The organism is Flavobacterium sp. RSP46 (assembly GCF_003984825.1).
Lineage (GTDB): Bacteria > Bacteroidota > Bacteroidia > Flavobacteriales > Flavobacteriaceae > Flavobacterium.
Genome location: NZ_RYDM01000006.1, coordinates 1 through 18,672 on the forward strand (window position 1 = coordinate 1; position 18,672 = coordinate 18,672).

At 34.4% G+C, this 18,672-nt stretch carries 17 protein-coding genes; 8 read left to right on the plus strand and 9 right to left on the minus strand.

The genetic code is table 11. From position 1 onward, the window contains the following. Positions 1 to 96: 96 nt before the first annotated feature. From EKM01_RS10375 to EKM01_RS10385, 3 genes are read right to left on the minus strand one after another with little or no spacing between them, the layout of a single operon-like run. On the minus strand, positions 97 to 519 hold the full coding sequence (locus tag EKM01_RS10375; RefSeq protein WP_126768229.1) for a hypothetical protein: 423 nt from the start codon (positions 517 to 519) through the stop codon (positions 97 to 99). Positions 520 to 524: 5 nt separating this feature from the next. Continuing rightward, positions 525 to 1,274 (minus strand): hypothetical protein, encoded by a 750-nt coding sequence (locus tag EKM01_RS10380; RefSeq protein WP_126768232.1) that lies wholly within the window; start codon positions 1,272 to 1,274, stop codon positions 525 to 527. A gap of 9 nt (positions 1,275 to 1,283) precedes the next feature. Further along, on the minus strand, positions 1,284 to 3,479 hold the full coding sequence (locus EKM01_RS10385) for an ATP-dependent DNA helicase RecQ (protein ID WP_126768235.1): 2,196 nt from the start codon (positions 3,477 to 3,479) through the stop codon (positions 1,284 to 1,286). A gap of 85 nt (positions 3,480 to 3,564) precedes the next feature. On the opposite strand from EKM01_RS10385, the gene EKM01_RS10390 reads away from it, so the two are divergent. The 6 genes from EKM01_RS10390 (at position 3,565) to EKM01_RS10415 (ending at position 7,273) form a co-directional block, all read left to right on the plus strand. Next, the gene (locus EKM01_RS10390) at positions 3,565 to 4,530 is read left to right on the plus strand and encodes an SIS domain-containing protein (RefSeq protein WP_199740693.1); all 966 of its coding nucleotides are present in this window, start codon (positions 3,565 to 3,567) and stop codon (positions 4,528 to 4,530) included. Then, positions 4,530 to 5,345 (plus strand): twin-arginine translocase subunit TatC, encoded by an 816-nt coding sequence (gene tatC / locus EKM01_RS10395; protein ID WP_126453463.1) that lies wholly within the window; start codon positions 4,530 to 4,532, stop codon positions 5,343 to 5,345. The genes EKM01_RS10390 and tatC overlap by 1 nt, the downstream gene beginning before the upstream one ends. After that, complete coding sequence (locus EKM01_RS10400) at positions 5,338 to 5,691, plus strand: carboxymuconolactone decarboxylase family protein (RefSeq protein ID WP_126453460.1); 354 nt, start codon at positions 5,338 to 5,340, stop codon at positions 5,689 to 5,691. Before tatC ends, EKM01_RS10400 begins: the two co-directional genes overlap by 8 nt. 94 nt (positions 5,692 to 5,785) lie before the next feature. Further along, positions 5,786 to 6,526 carry an LPS export ABC transporter ATP-binding protein gene (gene lptB, locus EKM01_RS10405; RefSeq protein ID WP_126453458.1) on the plus strand — a complete coding sequence of 247 codons (741 nt, stop codon included), beginning with the start codon at positions 5,786 to 5,788 and terminating at the stop codon, positions 6,524 to 6,526. 107 nt (positions 6,527 to 6,633) lie between these two features. Continuing rightward, positions 6,634 to 6,933, plus strand: coding sequence for a nucleotidyltransferase family protein (locus tag EKM01_RS10410; RefSeq protein WP_126453455.1), 300 nt, complete (start codon positions 6,634 to 6,636; stop codon positions 6,931 to 6,933). Next, the gene (locus EKM01_RS10415; protein ID WP_126768238.1) at positions 6,926 to 7,273 is read left to right on the plus strand and encodes a DUF86 domain-containing protein; all 348 of its coding nucleotides are present in this window, start codon (positions 6,926 to 6,928) and stop codon (positions 7,271 to 7,273) included. The genes EKM01_RS10410 and EKM01_RS10415 overlap by 8 nt, the downstream gene beginning before the upstream one ends. 61 nt (positions 7,274 to 7,334) lie before the next feature. Here EKM01_RS10415 and EKM01_RS10420 read toward each other — a convergent pair whose 3' ends face one another. Together EKM01_RS10420 and EKM01_RS10425 are read right to left on the minus strand one after the other, a co-directional pair. After that, entirely contained in the window at positions 7,335 to 8,198 is an 864-nt protein-coding gene (locus EKM01_RS10420; RefSeq protein ID WP_126768241.1) for a glycoside hydrolase family 25 protein, read from the minus strand. Between the two features lie 7 nt (positions 8,199 to 8,205). Beyond that, positions 8,206 to 8,922 (minus strand): phosphatidylcholine/phosphatidylserine synthase, encoded by a 717-nt coding sequence (locus EKM01_RS10425; protein WP_126555203.1) that lies wholly within the window; start codon positions 8,920 to 8,922, stop codon positions 8,206 to 8,208. A 531-nt stretch (positions 8,923 to 9,453) separates the two neighbouring features. On the opposite strand from EKM01_RS10425, the gene EKM01_RS10430 reads away from it, so the two are divergent. Next, a complete protein-coding gene (locus EKM01_RS10430; RefSeq protein ID WP_126768376.1) occupies positions 9,454 to 10,440 on the plus strand; it encodes a PorV/PorQ family protein in 987 nt (328 codons plus the stop codon). Positions 10,441 to 10,658: 218 nt separating this feature from the next. Beyond that, positions 10,659 to 11,798, plus strand: a complete 1,140-nt coding sequence (locus tag EKM01_RS10435) for a DUF4105 domain-containing protein (RefSeq protein WP_126768244.1) — start codon at positions 10,659 to 10,661, stop codon at positions 11,796 to 11,798. 523 nt (positions 11,799 to 12,321) lie between these two features. On the opposite strand, the gene EKM01_RS10440 is transcribed toward EKM01_RS10435, so the two are convergent. The 4 genes from EKM01_RS10440 to EKM01_RS10455 all read right to left on the minus strand — a co-directional run bounded on the left by EKM01_RS10440 (position 12,322) and on the right by EKM01_RS10455 (position 18,350). Further along, positions 12,322 to 12,822, minus strand: coding sequence for a transposase (locus EKM01_RS10440; RefSeq protein ID WP_126768247.1), 501 nt, complete (start codon positions 12,820 to 12,822; stop codon positions 12,322 to 12,324). A 386-nt stretch (positions 12,823 to 13,208) separates the two neighbouring features. Beyond that, positions 13,209 to 13,316 (minus strand): helix-turn-helix domain-containing protein, encoded by a 108-nt coding sequence (locus EKM01_RS15000; RefSeq protein ID WP_126768379.1) that lies wholly within the window; start codon positions 13,314 to 13,316, stop codon positions 13,209 to 13,211. A 431-nt stretch (positions 13,317 to 13,747) separates the two neighbouring features. Then, positions 13,748 to 15,292 (minus strand): RagB/SusD family nutrient uptake outer membrane protein, encoded by a 1,545-nt coding sequence (locus EKM01_RS10450; protein WP_126768250.1) that lies wholly within the window; start codon positions 15,290 to 15,292, stop codon positions 13,748 to 13,750. 13 nt (positions 15,293 to 15,305) lie between these two features. Next, the gene (locus tag EKM01_RS10455) at positions 15,306 to 18,350 is read right to left on the minus strand and encodes a SusC/RagA family TonB-linked outer membrane protein (RefSeq protein WP_126768252.1); all 3,045 of its coding nucleotides are present in this window, start codon (positions 18,348 to 18,350) and stop codon (positions 15,306 to 15,308) included. Positions 18,351 to 18,672 lie beyond the last annotated feature (322 nt).

Genomic DNA, 18,672 nt, shown 5'->3' on the forward strand with positions numbered 1-18,672 from the left:
TAGGGTGGTCAGTTTACTCCGGAACTGGTGGTCAATTTGCACTGGAATTGGGTGGTCAATTTGACCGGTTTTTCCACCTAATCATAGAACCTTACATCACTTTAAATCAAGTTTGTAATCACTAAATATATAGGTATCATTGTTTTTCCCAGACAGCCGTATACTTTTAAATTCAACGACTTCATCATTTTTGACTTCATAATTATAAACATCTATATCGTTAGTACTTTCTGAAGACTCGTAAAATTTACCCTCTTCGGTCCACCATTTCCCTTTTTCGGTAAAAGTCTCGACTTCACAGTCTTCCTTTGATGTAAACATTATTACATAAGTGCCGTCAGTAAATCTTTGTTGAATCCAATGTTTTTCAATTCCTTCTATTTGCCCATCTTTTTCAAAACCTTTCCAAATACCAACCAGCTTCTCGTCTTGCTCTTTTTTATCGATTGTAAAACTCAAAATTAAAACTGAAAATACTGCCAAAGCAACTATTTTAAAAAATGGGTATCTTTTTTTCATAACTATTAATTTGTTGGAATTTCTATTGTTTTCATATAATCATTTAAAAAAGCAAACAGAAAAGCATCAACTTGCTTATCCGCTTTAAACTCGGCTTCTTTTTTCTTAAGTGATTCGTTTTTTCTTCCTAAACCTGGATTCTCTATAAAAAAAGACCCGCTAGAAAGATTGGACTGCATCGATATTTCTTTAAAATCGTTAGCCTTTATTTTATATTCTTCGGTATGTTTAAAGTATTTAAAATAATCTCTTCTAAATTGATAAAACTCTCCCGCAGTCAATTTTTTGGATTTGAGATTGATTCCGTTTTTTATTTCTATAAGATTGTAGTTTTCAAAAAGAGAACTATACCCCATATGGACATATTGCACTATTTTTCCTGAAGGACATATTAATAAACCCGAATAATAATTGCATTCAAAAGTAACATTTGTCCCAAAAACATCTTTATAAATAGAGGTCAGAAAATAATCAGTCTTACCGTTGCTATTTTCTTTATAATCTTCTTTATAAATGTTTTCAACAACAAATTTTCCATCTATAAATTTAAAATAAGCAACATAACCTCTCCAATTGGCACTGGAAAGGTTAGTTATTAATTTTTCTGGAATTGGATGATCTTTAAAATACCCTTCTAAAGGATTTGATTGTATGGCTAAAGTATCTTTTTCGATAATTAAATAATCCGGAACCTGACCGGTTGCAAATGAGCTGACTGATACTAAAAAAGCAAAAAACACTTTTAAAAACTTCATAAAATTATTTTAATTCGCCACTTCGCTAATGAATTTTATTCGCATCAGACGCAATTCACAAAGATCATATTCACCGTCAAATTCCTTGAGCGCTGCTTCAATATTATCCGATTCGGATTCCATGAAATACTCGTGAATTTCTTCTTGTTGTTCATCGTCAAGCATGTCGTCAATCCAATATTTTATGTTCAGCTTGGTACCGGAATACACAATTTGTTCCATCTCTTTTATTAAAACATCCATCTTAATCCCTTTTGCGGAAGCAATATCATCGAGCGATAATTTTCTGTCAATATTCTGAATGATATAGAGTTTATTTACTGAATTGACTCCTGTCGATTTTACGACAAGATCTTCCGGACGCGTAATGTCATTTTCTACAACATAGCGGCTGATTAATTCCAGAAATTCCTTTCCATATTTTTTGGCTTTCCCTTCTCCAACCCCATGAATATTAATCAATTCTTCTTGAGAAACCGGATATTTCAAAGCCATATCTTCTAGTGATGGATCCTGAAAAACCACAAATGGTGGAACGCCAACTTTTTTGGCTACTTTTTTACGTAAATCCCGCAACATACCCATCAGAACTTCATCTGCAACTCCGGTAGATTTTGATGCGGTTACAATAGCCTCATCGACTGACTCATTGTATTGATGATCTTCCGACATCATAAAGGATTTTGGTTTTTTTATAAAATCCAGTCCTTTGCCGGTAATTTTGACAATGCCATAGGTTTCTATATCTTTTGATAAATAGCCAGCTACCAAAACCTGTCGCAGCAAGGCCATCCAATATTTTTCATCGTGTTTTGAACCGCATCCAAAAAAAGACTGCGCATCCGTTCTATGCGCCTTGATCACTGCATTGACACGACCAATCAAGGTAAAAACAACTTCTTTTGATTTGTATAAATGTTTGGTATCACGCACCACTTCCAGCAGTTGTACTACTTCCGCTTTAGCTTCTGTTTTTGTTTTTGGATTTCTAACGTTGTCATCCATATCTGCTCCTTCGCCCGTGACATCGTCAAATTCTTCTCCAAAGTAATGCAACAGAAACTTTCTTCTGGACATCGAAGTTTCGGCGTAAGCCACAACCTCCTGTAATAAAGCAAATCCAATTTCCTGTTCTGCAACGGGTTTCCCGGACATGAATTTTTCTAATTTCTCGACGTCTTTATAAGAGTAATACGCCAAGCAATGGCCTTCACCACCATCTCGACCGGCACGTCCTGTTTCCTGATAGTAGCTTTCTAATGATTTAGGAATATCATGGTGAATTACAAAACGCACATCCGGCTTGTCTATTCCCATCCCAAAAGCGATGGTGGCCACTACGACATCTACATCCTCCATAAGGAACATGTCCTGATGTTTGGCACGGGTTTTAGCATCTAATCCCGCATGATATGGCACGGCACTTATCCCGTTGACTTGCAACACCTCGGCAATAGCCTCGACTTTTTTACGGCTCAGGCAATAAATAATACCCGATTTGCCTTTATGCTGTTTGATGAACCGAATAATATCCGATTCAATATTTTTTGTTTTAGTACGTACTTCATAATACAAATTGGGTCTATTGAAGGATGCTTTAAAAGTGGTAGCATCACACATATCCAAGTTTTTGAGAATGTCTTCCTGTACTTTAGGAGTGGCAGTAGCCGTTAGTCCTATAATAGATAAATCACCCAGTTGTTTTATGATGTGTTTCAGGTTCCGGTATTCTGGTCTAAAATCATGTCCCCACTCTGAGATACAATGAGCCTCATCTATGGCTACGAAAGAAATGGGTACGGTTTTTAGAAAATTGACATATTCTTCCTTTGTCAACGATTCTGGCGCAACGTACAAAAGCTTAGTCAATCCAGAGGTAATATCCTTTTTTACTTGCACAATTTCAGTTTTGGTCAGGGAGGAATTTAAAACATGGGCAATCCCGTTTTCCGAGGATAAACTTCGAATGGCATCAACTTGATTTTTCATCAAGGCGATTAAAGGCGATACTACTATTGCAGTTCCTTCCTGAATTAAAGCTGGCAGCTGGTAGCAAAGTGATTTTCCCCCACCAGTTGGCATTATCACAAAAGTGTTCTGCTTATTCAACAGACTTTTTATGACTTGTTCTTGCAATCCCTTAAATTGGCTGAAGCCAAAATATTTCTTTAATTCTTTGTGTATTTCAATTTCGTTTGAATTCATTCTTTATTATGTGGTATTTTGTATAAATTTGCATCATCTAAAGGTACAAATTTCTTTTACACACACAAATTTTAATTATTCAGTTTTGATAACTACAGAAAATATATTGGCCAGTGCCAAAAAAACTATTTTATCGGAAAGCCAATCCATTGCAAAACTCGCTGATTTTCTGGATGAAAACTTTATTAGTGCCACACAAAGCATCTATAATACTGCCGGAAGACTAGTAGTAACAGGGATAGGAAAAAGCGCTATTATTGCCCAAAAAATGGTGGCTACTTTTAACTCTACCGGAACTCCGTCGTTGTTTCTTCATGCCTCCGAAGCCATTCATGGTGATTTAGGAATGATACAAAATGACGATGTGATTATTTGTATTTCGAAAAGCGGCAACAGTCCGGAGATAAAAGTACTGGTTCCGTTATTGAAGCGTTTTGGCAATACCTTGATTGCCATTACTGGAAATACGTCCTCTTTTCTTGCCAAAGGATCTGATTTTGTATTGAATACTACCGTCACCTCCGAAGCCTGTCCAAACAATCTTGCGCCTACAAACAGCACTACCGCACAACTTGTCATGGGAGATGCACTTGCGGTTTGCCTGATGGAAATGCGCGATTTCAAACCGGAAGATTTTGCAGTCTACCATCCTGGGGGCGCATTAGGAAAAAAATTATTGCTCAAAGTGAAAGATATGTTAGAGCACAGTCTCAAACCGATGGTTACTCCGGATGCTTCAATCAAGAAAGTTATTTTCGAAATTTCAGAAAAGCGTCTTGGCGTCACTGCAGTTGTAGATCAGCATAAGGTAATCGGAATCATTACGGACGGAGATATAAGAAGAATGCTCAATGAACGAGATAATTTCACTGATTTAACCGCAAAAGATATTATGACAAAAAACCCAAAAATGACTTCTTCGGAAGCTATGGTAGTTGAGGCATTCAACATAATGGAAGATTTTTCTATCACCCAATTAGTAGTGGTTGATCATGGCGAATACAAAGGAGTCTTACATATACACGACATTTTAAAAGAAGGAATACTATAATGGCAAAGAAAAACTTAAACGAAATGTCCTTTTTAGATCATCTTGAAGAATTAAGATGGTTATTAGTTCGAAGTACTGTGGCTATATTAATCCTGGCCACTGTTACATTTTTTATCAGTGACTATATTTTTGACGTTATCATCTTTGGACCAACCAATCCAAATTTTATTACCTACCGTGCTTTTTGTGATTTATCACATTATTTGGGTTTTGCTGATAGTATTTGCGTAACCGAAATGGCTTTTATCATTCAAAACACCAATATGGAAGGACAGATCAATGTATTGATCTGGACCTGTATCACCGCCGGTTTTATATTGGGATTTCCTTTTGTATTATGGGAAATCTGGAAATTTATAAGCCCAGCATTGTATGAAACCGAAAAAAAACACGCAAAGCTTTTTGTGATCACCTCCTCCTTGCTCTTTTTCATGGGTGTCCTTTTTGGTTATTTCGTAATTGTCCCCATGTCGATGAACTTTTTTGCTACATTTACCATAAGTGATGTAGTAAAAAATCAGTTTAGCGTTGATTCCTACATTGGGATGGTAAAAACCAGTGTTATCGCTTGCGGATTGTTTTTTGAATTACCAATAATTATCTATTTCCTGACTAAATTAGGCTTGGTAACCCCTGAATTTTTGAGGAAATACTGGAAATATGCCGTAGTCATCATCCTTATAGTAGCGGCAATTGTAACGCCTCCGGATGTGGTGAGTCAAATAATTGTAACCATCCCGATGTTGTTAATCTATGAAGCAAGTATCTTAATATCGAAAATAGTTGTAAAAAATCAAAAAAAAGTAAATGGCTGATATCATAAATGAATTCAACGAGTACCGTTCGAAAATGAACGAAAAATTATTGGCAGACAATAATAAAATTGTAAAGCGAATTTTTAATTTGGATACCAATGCGTATGCTCCAGGCGCTTTGGATGTAAAAACAAAAGAGCTTTTAGGCCTTGTTGCTTCAGCCGTTTTACGCTGCGATGATTGCGTAAAATACCATTTGGAGACGAGCTTCAAAGAAGGTGTCACCAAAGAAGAAATGATGGAGGCGATGGGAATTGCTACACTTGTTGGCGGAACTATTGTTGTGCCTCATTTGCGCAGAGCCTATGAGTTCTGGGAAGCACTGGAGGAAACCGCAACAAAATAATTTGTTAAGAAGTTCTATCGTTTAATTGTTTATTCGTTTATTTGACGATTAAACAATTAAACGATTGATGCGTTAAACGATTAAACCAAAAAAAATGAAATTACGAGCCGAAAATCTAATCAAAACCTACAAAGGACGCAGTGTTGTCAAAGGCATTTCGGTAGAGGTAAATCAAGGCGAAATCGTTGGACTCTTGGGGCCTAACGGTGCCGGAAAGACAACTTCATTTTACATGATTGTGGGATTAGTAAAACCCAATTCCGGAAATATATTCCTAGATGATTTGAACATCACAGATTACCCGATGTATAAAAGAGCACAGCAGGGAATTGGTTATTTAGCTCAAGAAGCTTCCGTTTTTAGAAAATTAAGCATCGAAGACAATATATTAAGTGTTTTGCAATTGACAAAATTATCCAAAGCGGAACAAGAAGCAAAAATGGAAAGTTTAATTGATGAGTTTAGTTTAGAACACATTAGAACCAATCGTGGGGATTTACTTTCCGGCGGTGAACGCCGCAGAACTGAAATAGCCCGTTGTCTGGCTACAGATCCAAAATTCATTTTATTAGATGAACCATTTGCCGGTGTCGATCCTGTTGCCGTTGAAGACATTCAGCGAATTGTAGCGCAATTAAAAAATAAAAATATCGGAATTCTTATTACAGATCACAACGTTCAGGAGACCTTAGCCATCACTGATAAAACCTACCTGATGTTTGAAGGTGGCATCCTTAAAGCCGGAATTCCAGAAGAATTAGTTGAGGATGAAATGGTACGTCGCGTGTATCTGGGGCAAAATTTCGAGCTTCGAAAAAGAAAGTTGGAGTTTTAGAAAAATCGCCTTTTTTTAATATTCAGTTAAAAAATGGAAAATGGAAACTAAGATAAAATCATCATTTTTCATATACTTACAATGCAAAAAACTTATATCTTTGTTATATGATTTTAATAAACCAAAATAAAGAAATGATAAAAAGATTATGTAAAACACATAATGTTGAAAAATTATATCTTTTTGGTTCTGCTACTACAACCAAATTTAATGAAGAAAGTGACATTGATTTCTTAGTGAAATTTAAATCTTTTGACCTTAAATTATACTTCTTAAACTACATTGATCTTAAAACTAAACTTAAACATTTACTGCAAAGAGAAATTGATTTAGTAGAAGAACAAACTTTAAAAAACCCCTACTTAATTAGTTCTATTGAAGAAAACAAACAATTAATTTATGGATAAAAAAATCCTTAAGTGGCTTTATGATGTTAAAGTATCCATTGATGAGATAAACAGTTATTTTATTGATGAAAAGATGGATTTTTTTGAATACAGAAAAAATTTAATGAGAAAAAGAGCCGTTGAACGGAATCTTGAAATCATTGGAGAAGCCATAAATAGAATATTAAAAAGTGATCATTCTAATACATTAAAAATTACCGATGCTACTGCAATTGTTGGATTAAGAAACCAAGTAATTCATGCCTACGATAACATATCGGATGAGACTATTTGGGCAATACTTACCAATCATCTTCCAAAGTTAAAAATTGAAATCAATACATTACTAGAAGTCACCTAAAGCATTAAGATACTACCATTTCTTAATCTGAAAACTGAGACCGAAAACCGCAACTAAAAATCTACTCTAAAGTAATATACCGCAACTGCTCCAAATCTCCATTGTAAATATTGACATCTACATTGCCATTTATTCCTGGAACAGAAGCTTTCTCCGTAAATTGCCAAAACAACCAGTCTTTGGCTATTTCCTCCCTGTAAAAATTATAATTGGCTATCCAAAAAAGATAATCGCCGAATTCCTCTTTCAAAAAATCATCGTAATAGCGCTCGCCGGTATAGATAATAGGCTTTACTCCGTAATGGGATTCTACAGTATTTAACCACCTTTTCAAGCCTAATTTAAGATTTTCAATCGACTGGTTTTTAGGTAATTTTTCAATATCCAAAACAGGCGGTAAATCTCCCTTTTGAAGGGTGACGGTTTTGATAAAAAGTTGGGCTTGTTCAATTGAATTTTCGTTAGGACGATAATAATGATAGGCGCCTCTAATCATTTTATTTTCTTTGGCACCCAGCCAGTTCCGCTCAAAATTTCGGTCTTTCCGGTCTTTCCCAACCGTAGCGCGAATAAACACAAAATGTAGTGGATATTTATTTTCTAAAGTATCCACATAAGTCCATCTGATTTTACCTTGGTATTCTGAAACATCTAAACCGATACTTTTTCCTTCGTGCTTTTCTAAAACCTGAAAATTTCGAACATCAGAAATGCGCTTGGCTTCGGTTTCTTCTTGTAGAATTTTATCCGATTTAAAACTAAAATAGTACGCTAAACCATCTCTATAATGATATCCAACAGCAGCCATCAGTGCTACTAAAAGAGTACCAATAGAATAGCGTAAAAACTTTCCGGAGAAAACAGTTGCTTTCTTCTTATGTTTACGGACAAGGGTAGTTTTTCTTCGTACGGTTTGTTTTCTCATTCAAAAATTACTTTTTGACTACTTTATTATTCAAAACCGACAGTAAAACATAAAACAGTATCAGTAATGGAATTCCTAAATAGCGAAAGAAAACCAACAATAGAAAAGCACAGATCAAAAAGACAATTTGAAGGGTGTTTTCTTTGAAACTGAACTTCTTGATTTTCAGAGAAAATAACGGAATTTCCGCATTTAGCATAAAGGCGCTCAATACGGTTAGCACTAATAAAAACCATGGGTTGGTCAATAGTTCAACAATAAATATAGAATCGGTATATTTCAAAACCAACGGCAGACTCAGAATAAACAGTGCATTGGCAGGCGTTGGCAAACCAATAAAAGAATCTGTTTGACGGGTATCGATATTAAAATTAGCCAAACGATAACAAGAGCCCAACGCAATTACAAAACCCAAATAAGGGAAAAACTGCAAATAACCTGCTGGTGCAGTTGTTGCATGACTAATCATCATTTGAAACATCACTAAACCCGGGACAACTCCGCTGGTCACCATATCTGCCAAAGAATCCAACTGCAAGCCAAGCGGACTTGACACCCTGAATAATCGGGCAAAAAAACCATCAAAAAAGTCCAAAAATATACCCAGACAAACAAAATAAAAGGCCATTTCAAAATCTTTATTAAAAGCAAATACCAGCGCAATGCACCCACAAAAAAGATTCAGTAACGTAATTAAATTCGGGATATGCTTTTTAATAGTCATCATAATAAAGTTTAAGTACACAAAGATGGCAAATTTAACATAATAAGTGAATGAAAAGTACGTTTTGTAATAGAGATTTAAACCGCTACAGCCAAGTAGCTTTTTAAGGACTCAAAACTCTGAAAGAGCCATTTCTAAATTATGTACAAATAATTCAAACTACAGCTGTAAAAAAGGTATTCTTCCTTTTGTAATTTACTATGATTCTAAAAAAATGAATAAAAACAAACTTTTCAAGTACTATCCGCGTGTTAGTTTAATTCTTTACGACCATTGTTACCCATAAATTTTTCAGCTCAAGGAACTAGAAGATCCAATAAATTCAGGACTAATCCACACTAAATTGATCCGCAATACTAAATTCAACAGCAAAATGAAATATCCTCAGTAAAAAATTATATTTTTGATAAAAATTAAACAGACTTTTAGTTCGTAAAAATGATGCCCTTAAAAAAAAGCTTTTTAGTAGCAATCCTCTTGGCAAGCACCCTCACGTATGGCCAAGCGGTTAGAAAATACTCCAATGAATTCATGAATATCGGGGTTGATGCGGCTGCATTGGGCATGTCAAATACTGTCGTGGCTTCAACCAGAGATGTCAATTCAGGATATTGGAATCCCGCTGGCCTGATTCAACTGGAAGACCATCAGGTTTCAGTAATGCATGCTAATTATTTTGCAAATATTGCCCAATACGATTACTTGGCCTACGCCAGCCCAATTGATGATCACAGTGCTTGGGGCATTTCATTAATACGTTTTGGAGTTGATGATATATTAAACACCACTGAATTAATCGATAGTCAGGGTAATATTGACTACAACCGAATCAGTCTTTTCTCTACGGCTGATTATGGATTTACCTTTTCCTATGCCAGAAAACTACCCGTTCCCGGATTTCAATATGGTATAAGCGCTAAAGTGATTCGCCGAATCATCGGGAAATTTGCTAATTCTTGGGGATTTGGTTTTGATGCCGGAATCCAATTCGAAAAAAACAACTGGCAATTTGGGCTAATGCTCCGCGACATTACAACGACGTATAACGTGTGGAATATTGACGAAGACGAATATAAAAAAATTGCTGGTGCCATTCCTGAAGAAAATCAAGAATTACCGGAAAGCACTGAAATTACTGCCCCAAAAGCACAATTGGGTATTGCTAAAAGGTTCATCATTCGGTATGATTACAGCATTCAGGCTGCAGCCAATGTGAATATGCGCTTTGCCAGAACCAATGATTTAATTGCAACTAATTTTATAAGTATTGATCCCGCTTTAGGACTGGAATTTGGCTACACTGATTTGGTCTTCGTTCGTGCCGGAGTGGGTAATTTTCAGAATGTACAGCAATTAGATCAGACGGAAAGAGTAGGTTTCCAACCTAATATTGGCTTGGGATTTAAATACAAAGGCATTCAGATTGACTATGCATTGACCGATTTAGGCAATCAAAGTACCGCTTTATACTCAAATATTTTTTCGGTGAAAGTAGATTTGGGAATGTTCCGAAATTAATTTAACAGAACCTTTATAATCAAATAATGCTGTGGATTCTGATTCCATTTTTTAAAAGTTCACGATACGTTACAAAACATGAATTCTGATTTTAACCACCAAACTTTCTGCTTCATTTTTGTTTCTTTGAGTATCTTTGGAAAACAAATACAATCAGTGCGGACGCAAATTTATTTTTTAAATACATAAGCGCCCTATTACCCTTTAAAAGCTAACGAATGCAAACCTCTTCTTTCAAAAAAATAATTTTCTTCCTGTTTTTATTTTTAACGGCACCGTGTAGTTTTGGACAAAACATCCAATTATCAAAAAACACGAAGATCAGTGTACTAACCTGTGGAACAGGCAATGAATCGTATTCTCTTTTTGGCCACACGGCAATTCGCGTTCAGGATACAATAAATGCAATTGATGTGGTATATAATTATGGAGCTTTTGATTTTAACACCCCTAATTTCGTGATGAAATTTATAAAAGGAGACCTACAGTATTTTGCTGTAGCAAATTCCTATCCAGATTTCATCAATCAATATCAGTACGAAAGAAGATCTGTTTATGAGCAGGAGCTGAATATTCCTAAACATTTAAAACAAAAACTGTTTGACAACCTCAATACATCCTTAGCATCAGGAGAAAGTTATTACACCTATAAGTTTATCGATAAAAACTGCACCTCGATGGTTGTTGCCATTATCAACAAAACACTAGACACAACCGCTATTGTAAAAAATGCTGATACTGACCTCACCTACAGAACTATTTTGTGTCCGTATTTTGACGGTCATTTTTATGAGAAACTAGGAACAAGTATCATTTTTGGAAAAAAAGTAGATCAATTAGGCACGCAATTATTTCTTCCCTTTGAATTGCAAAAAAGCCTAAAAAAAGTTTTTTTTCAAAACCGACCGCTGGCACCGGAAAACAAAACCATAATCGAATTCAAAAATGAAGTTCCCTTCTCTTGGTGGAACAATCCGTATACCTATTTTTTACTGCTTGCTCTAATCATTTTTATAAACAAAAAGGGTATCAATTTGTTGTACCTTATTCTAATGGCAACAATAGGACTATTCTTTACGTTTATTGGGTTTTATTCAGATCATCTTGAGCTGGGTTACAACTACAATATTTTGTTGTTTAACCCAACCTTAATAGGGTTATTGTATTTTTATTGGAAAAAGAGCCAAAAAGGGATCTATAATTTGGTTTTATTTAATCTGCTCTCGGTTGTACTCTATTTCTTTTTGATAATCAACAAAGCACATTTAGTAATAGTTTTACCCTTAATGGTAACCAGCGGAATTATTTTAGTGCGACTGGCCATCCAAAATAAAAAAAGAATTCCTACACTATTGTAACATCTTAATTTACTATACCTGAATTATTCTAAACAAATATTAAAATTTTTTAACTACCAATTTAATGGTTTTTTAAAATTTTAAAAAAACATGTAATTCGTCACTGAAATAAATATGAAAACAAAAGTACCTTAAAAGAATAGTTTAAGCTCAATGCGCCTTTGACGTCACTATTTTGGCTACTAACAGAAAATAGAGTTAGTGAAATCATCTGTTCATTTGACACAATATTCATTCAAATATATTTATCAATACTTCTTTTTGAAAAAAAAGAATCCTTTATTGTCATTTGTACCAGATGCCTGATCGTTTGTATTTCTTTGAAGTTCCCAAAGGAATGCTTTTGTGTGGGATAATTGTACGGGGTTTAATAATAGCACCTAATGTACACTGGTTTTTCTTGATATTACAGAAATCGCAACTAAATCATCCTATAAAAAGAGATGAAAATCAAACGTCAAGAAAACCAAAAGACATAAAAAAACCGGCATAAAGCCGGTTTCTATAGGGAATACTAATTTAATTAATATCCTGCATTTTGTTGAATAGTAGGGTTTGCATTCAAAAACACATAGCTATATCCACAGATACTCATTACTTCATTTTTAGTTGTATTTTTTACGATATTAGTAATAAAATCTTCTACATCTTCCAATGAATTATAAAATTTATTAGAAAACTCACGTTTGTATTTTGCCCACATTTTTTCAGCGGGATTAAGTTCTGGAGAATATGGTGGCAGAAAAGCCAAAACAATATTTTCAGGAATGATTAATCTTTTAGCCTTATGAAACCTTCCATTATCCAGTACCATTATTTTGAGTTCTCTCGGATTTTCTTTTGAGAAATTATTTAGAAAAACTTGAAAATTATCAGCATTGCAATGCGGGAGTATTAATTGAAAATGATCCCCAGTTATGGGTGAAAAAGCTCCAGAAAGCCAAGTTGATTTAAAAACTTGTTGAAAAGTACAAATCGGTTTAACACTAATAGCAGTAACTGATTTTCCATTTCGAGTAAACAAACCAAAACGTGATTACTCATTCTTTATTTAAACTTTGGTTTTCGTGATTGCTTCGCAGTTCATCTTGAAAATATAAGTTTACAGAGTTAAAGTCACCAACCGAATTTAGTGCTATTTCTTGACAGATTCGCCCGAAGTCTTTTTAAAAGAGATTCCCTAATCTTCGTCTTTTTTGACATGACTTTTACGGGCTACTTTTACACTTGATTTAAAATTTCTGATGCAGTAATAAAGCAAGGTGTTGTAATTGAAAGTCTTTTCTGATTCCTTTTCAATCAATCTTTAAGCTCAACATAGCCTTGAAGTCCATTTTTAGAGTCGTTGAGTTTTGCTTCAAACATATTGCGTTCAATAGCATTAAAAGCCGATGGCTTAAAACCTGTTTTTTAATGCTTCATCAAACCCTCAATTCCAACATTAAGGTACAATGTTCTCCAATTCTGAACGCTATTAGGGTGAACCCCCGCTAATTTAGCGACCTCACGTTTAGAAATCCCTGCTTTTTCGTTTTGCTACAAAATCAGAAGAACTCTCAAACGTTGCCCAATAAATGGAATAGATTGTTTGAGCCGTTTTATTATTTCTTTTTCGGTTTCTTTAATTACCAAAATATTCGCATCTGCCATAATTACTTTAATAGTATAGCCCAAATGTAAAATAAAATAAAAAACAATTATCAAAATTGGTATATATTACATTTTCGTTTGGTATTAATTTAATTGCTCTCATTCAAAATAATGGATTAGTTGGAGTAATGATTTATTGATTTTACAGGAACTATTAACATCGTATATACATTGAATGAAAAACACCAATTATATCATATACATATAACCATAAAAAAAAGTTGCAAAAAATAAATCTTGCAACTTTGATAAAATATTCTGATTAAAAAATCAGTACTGTCTATTAAGACATTCTATGATTAGTAACCGTCGTTTTGCTGTATATCAGAATTACCATTTACCTCAGCTTGTGGGATTGGCAAAGCAAATTTAAAACTACTTAAAGGCAAGTTAGATGGATTACCCGCTGGAAAATTCCAAGCACTTGATGCGTACTCAGCTGCATCTCTATCTAAACCAGCACCTGCAAGAGTACCAATACGCTTTAAATCAATAAATCTAAAACCTTCAAAAGATAATTCCTTTCTTCTTTCGTCCAAGATACCTTTCCATGCAGCTTGCGGATTTGCAAATACAGGAGCAGCTTGAGCCGTTGGGAAACGAGCATCTAATATTGCTTTCAAATTCGTACCAACACCAACTAAATCACCAGCAGCAACTCTCGCCTCTGCTCTAATGAAGTACATTTCTGACAGTCTAGACACCATGAAATCTGGATTGAAACCATTTGCTGCCGTAACTGCAGATTGACCACCGTGTTTTTGTAAAACAATAATATCACTGTTTCTAACATCCGTTGCAGTAGCGTAGTTAGGATCAATTAAAGATGGACTAGTACCTGTTAAATGAACGATAGTGTTAAGTCTAAAATCATTTGGAACTGCAGTAAGTTTGTTATATAAAGCTCTACTCACTTCATAAAATGGAGAACCATTTCTTCTATTAGCAACAGATACCCAACCATTATTTAGGTTGGTAGTTTGAACATTTTGCTGAACGGTCCTTCTGAATCTGAAAATAACTTCTGTATTTGCAGTCTCATTGTGCGTATGGAAAACATTATTATATTGATTCTGCGTATTAGCTAATGTAATTCCTGATGTATTAATCACAGTACTTGCAAAAATTTCTGCATTAGGATAATCTCCTTTAAGTGCAAAAGCACGAGCTTTAAGCGCTTGAGCTAAAACTTTAGAAGGATAATACGTTTTGTTAGCATACGCTGTAGCTGTATTAACATTAAAAATAGCAATTGCAGCATCTAAATCAGCATGAATTAAAGCATAGAACTTAGCATTGGTAGTTCTTTCTGGCTTATCCGTAGTAAGTATAATTCTGTCCGCTAAAACTCCAGCTAACGCAGCATCATCCTTAGGGTTTGGAGAAAAATAAGATAATATCTTAATGTGTGCTAATGCTCTTAACACTAAAGCTTCCGCTTTAGACCTATTAATAAGCTGCTGATCAGCAGGACTAGTAGCAACCACTTTATCAGCAAAAGTAAGAACACGATTAACTCTTGCTAAACCGAAGTATTGAGATTGCCAAATTAATCGAGCAGATTCATTATCAACATTCATTAAAAAAACATAATCTTCAGTAATTCCCTGACCACCATTATTAAATCCGGGCGCAGCTTCATCAGTAAAAATAGAACTAAAAACATATTCTGCTCTATTAGTCATTAAATTCATTGATGAATTTACCAAATTAACTAAATCACTACTCTTAGTTACAGCGATTTCTTCGGTAAGAGAACCGGGCGTGAAAGGCTCTAACAAATCATTTGTACACGAAACAAAAAGTGCCAATGATACTATTAATATTCCAAATATTTTCTTCATAATTTCTCTTTAATTAAAATTTAACATCTACACCGAAAGTGTACAATCTTGGTGTTGGATACTGATAAACATCTGCAGTTCTACTACTTTCAACATCAAACCCTTTCCATTTAGAGAATGTCAATAAGTTTTCTCCTTGTAGAGAGAATGACACAGCAGTCATAAAAGTACCCTTTAAGAATTTTTGAGGAACATTGTATCCCACTTGAACGTTTCTCATACGAATATAAGAAGCATCTCTAAGAAAACGATCAGAATTACCACTCAAACCAAGATTGCTTGCATTTAATCTTGGAACATCAGTATTTGTATTTGTTGGAGTCCAAGCATTTAATAAATCATCTGTAACATTAAACTGTCCAATATTGCCTACAGAATACAAGTTACTTAAATCATAATCAAATCGAGCCACATCGTACGCGAAAGTAAATAATGTGGATGCATAAAATCCTTTGATACTGAAATCAAAACCAAAACCACCCTGATACTTTGGTAAATTATTCACACCTGCTCTTCTTTTATCAGCTTGAACCGGAGCTTCTGTTGGATTTCCTGCTGCATCTTCAAATAATAAGTTTCCGTTTACTGGATTTACTCCTAAATATTTATAAACAAAAGGTTCGTTAATACCACCACCATTCTCACTAACATAAAGACCACTACCTGCAAAAATTTGTCCAGCACCTGTAACATCAGATACAATATTTGTGTTAAGTGAACCGTTAGCTTTAACTGTTAAAGATATTTCTTTCTCTTGATTTCTAATGATATCATAAGACAAGTTTAACTCTAAACCTTTGTTAGTAACAGTTACATCAGTATTTTGAGTTAAAGTTGCTGCACCCGAAGTTGAAGTAATCGGATTTTCTAAAAACAATTTAGTTGTTGCTCTATTGTAATAATCAGCTGCTCCTCTAAGTCTTCCTTTAAACATTTCGAAATCTAAACCAGCATTCCATTGTGTAGTTATTTCCCATTGTAAATCAGGATAACCAAAATTAATTGCATAACCTGTTCCACCATTATAAGCGTTATTCGCAATACTATATATGTCAGTAAAACGAGGGGGATTAATACCTTGATAAATATCTCCTGGTACAACTCTTTGATTCCCTACTGTACCGTAAGATCCTCTTAATTTTAATACATCTATAAAAGACACATCATCCATAAATGCTTCTTCGTCAATATTCCATCTACCTCCTACAGAATAGAAAGTACCCCATTGTTTTTGGTCAACAAATCTTGAAGAACCATCTGTTCTAACAGATCCAACAATACCATATTTACCCTTGAAGTCATAATCAAATGAACCAAAATAAGAAATCAAATCATTTCTATTGTTACGCGCTGAAATTCCCGGTACATAAAAATCATTAGTACCAGTATCAGCAGCATAACCAGCTCCTGTATTAGGAACGAAAACACCTTCTATTAGACCTCTTTGTCTAATGTTATTAGTATACAAACGAGAGTGATTGTATTCCATGTTCGCATTCACATTGAAAGTATGATCTCCTAACGTTTTACCATAATTGATTTGCCATAAATTGTTAAAATACCACTCTCTTCTTGAGTTTATATCCTCAAAACCGGTAAAAGTTTGACCTGCAGCTTGAAACAATAATGCATTGAAAGAGTTTGGAAACTCTGATTGAAAAAATCTAGTGTCTAACAATTGACCATTTAATCTACTACGTACTGTTAAATCTTTTGTGATGTCATACGAGAAATCTGTAGCAACATCAATACGTACTTCATCCGTTTGATTTTTGTACTGTTGTAGTTTATCTACTAACATAATAGGAGTAGCCAATAAACCCGGAGTATTATTGTAATAATCCAATGCTGAACGAGGGCCAGTATAAATACTTGGAGAAACATAAGGAGCTGATAAAAAAGCACCTAAAACATAATTTCTATTAATAGCACCGTCACCTAAAGAAGTCGCTTCATTGTTTTTACTGAAACCAAATGCAGTATTAACTTGATATTTAAACTTTTCATTTGTAGATCTACCATTAACATTATTTCTTAATGTAAATCTTTTTAAACCAGTAGTAGCTAAAATACCTTGCTGCTCAAAATAACCCAAAGAGGTATAAGAACTAACATTTTGACTACTGTTTTCTACAGCTATGGTATGTGAAGTTGTATTTGATTGAGTAAAGAAATAATCAACCCAGTCCGTATTGATATCATACGCTGCAATTTGTGCATCGGTTAACGTAGCTCCCAAACCAGAACCAAAATTTTTCTCAATCTTCAATAACTGTTTAGAGTTAGCGTAACTGTATTTTGGTTTTTGCAATTCTCCAACACCATACTGAGAGCTTGCTCTAAATGTAGTTTTAGACTCACCAAACTTAGCTCTTTTAGTTTTAATAACTATAACACCATTTGATCCTCTGTTACCATACTCAGCAATTGCCGCAGCATCTTTAAGTACAGATGTAGACTCAATGTCATTAGGGTTAATAGAACGGAAGTTGTCACTGTTAGAAGGAAAACCATCAATCACATATAATGGATCTGAGTTTCCTGTAATCGTTCCTACCCCTCTAATAACAACTGTTGATTTTGCTCCTGGTTGACCAGTACTAGCAGTGATATTAACCCCCGCTAATTGACCTTGAAGTGTATTAATCGCATTTGCATTAGGTCTGTTTTCAATTGTTTTACTAGAAACAGTCGCATCTGATACAACAGCCATCTTTTTAGTTACTGTTCTATACCCTTGAACAACTACCTCAGCTAACATCTTAGCATCATCTTGCATCGATACGTTGATGGTACTTGCAGCACCAACTGTTTTTGACGATTGGCTCATCCCCACGAACGAGAAAACCAGCACATCGCCTGTTTTTGCTTTAATAGAATATTTACCATCAAAGTTGGTTTGTACTCCTGTGCTTGTACCTTTAATTAAAACATTTACACCAGGTAAGGATCCCGTGGCATCAGACACTACACCTGTAACAGTTTTCTCTTGTGCGAACACAAATTGCATTGACAAAGCCAACAGCAACGAAAAAATCCATTTGAATTTTGATCTCATATTAAATTTGTTTTTTGAATTAGTTATTTTACAAATTTCTTAATAATTTCTTAAAGAAACAAGCTTTTATAAAATTTAACATATTATATTTTTGACACCATTCCTTTTCAAAAAATAAACATACCAATGAAATTTAGTTATTATGGCACAACAAACTGCAGATAATCACTTCAAAAATTATATTTTTGTCAAAATTAATTTAATGTTAAGTCCTTTTTTTTAACGCCATATTTAGAAACTGGAGCGGATTTAATTATCAACAATTATTAGGTCCAAAAACTGAAACTATTCTTTAAACATGAGACTATTTGAATCTTGTATG

What these genes read in the sequence shown, in the direction of transcription:
- EKM01_RS10375 (WP_126768229.1), bottom strand. Translation starts at nt 519, where the DNA reads ATGAAAAAAAGATACCCATTTTTTAAAATAGTTGCTTTGGCAGTATTT.
- EKM01_RS10380 (WP_126768232.1), bottom strand. Translation starts at nt 1,274, where the DNA reads ATGAAGTTTTTAAAAGTGTTTTTTGCTTTTTTAGTATCAGTCAGCTCA.
- EKM01_RS10385 (WP_126768235.1), bottom strand. Translation starts at nt 3,479, where the DNA reads ATGAATTCAAACGAAATTGAAATACACAAAGAATTAAAGAAATATTTT.
- tatC (WP_126453463.1), top strand. Translation starts at nt 4,530, where the DNA reads ATGGCAAAGAAAAACTTAAACGAAATGTCCTTTTTAGATCATCTTGAA.
- EKM01_RS10400 (WP_126453460.1), top strand. Translation starts at nt 5,338, where the DNA reads ATGGCTGATATCATAAATGAATTCAACGAGTACCGTTCGAAAATGAAC.
- lptB (WP_126453458.1), top strand. Translation starts at nt 5,786, where the DNA reads ATGAAATTACGAGCCGAAAATCTAATCAAAACCTACAAAGGACGCAGT.
- EKM01_RS10410 (WP_126453455.1), top strand. Translation starts at nt 6,634, where the DNA reads ATGATTTTAATAAACCAAAATAAAGAAATGATAAAAAGATTATGTAAA.
- EKM01_RS10415 (WP_126768238.1), top strand. Translation starts at nt 6,926, where the DNA reads ATGGATAAAAAAATCCTTAAGTGGCTTTATGATGTTAAAGTATCCATT.
- EKM01_RS10420 (WP_126768241.1), bottom strand. Translation starts at nt 8,198, where the DNA reads ATGAGAAAACAAACCGTACGAAGAAAAACTACCCTTGTCCGTAAACAT.
- EKM01_RS10425 (WP_126555203.1), bottom strand. Translation starts at nt 8,922, where the DNA reads ATGACTATTAAAAAGCATATCCCGAATTTAATTACGTTACTGAATCTT.
- EKM01_RS10430 (WP_126768376.1), top strand. Translation starts at nt 9,454, where the DNA reads ATGAATATCGGGGTTGATGCGGCTGCATTGGGCATGTCAAATACTGTC.
- EKM01_RS10435 (WP_126768244.1), top strand. Translation starts at nt 10,659, where the DNA reads ATGCAAACCTCTTCTTTCAAAAAAATAATTTTCTTCCTGTTTTTATTT.
- EKM01_RS10450 (WP_126768250.1), bottom strand. Translation starts at nt 15,292, where the DNA reads ATGAAGAAAATATTTGGAATATTAATAGTATCATTGGCACTTTTTGTT.
- EKM01_RS10455 (WP_126768252.1), bottom strand. Translation starts at nt 18,350, where the DNA reads ATGAGATCAAAATTCAAATGGATTTTTTCGTTGCTGTTGGCTTTGTCA.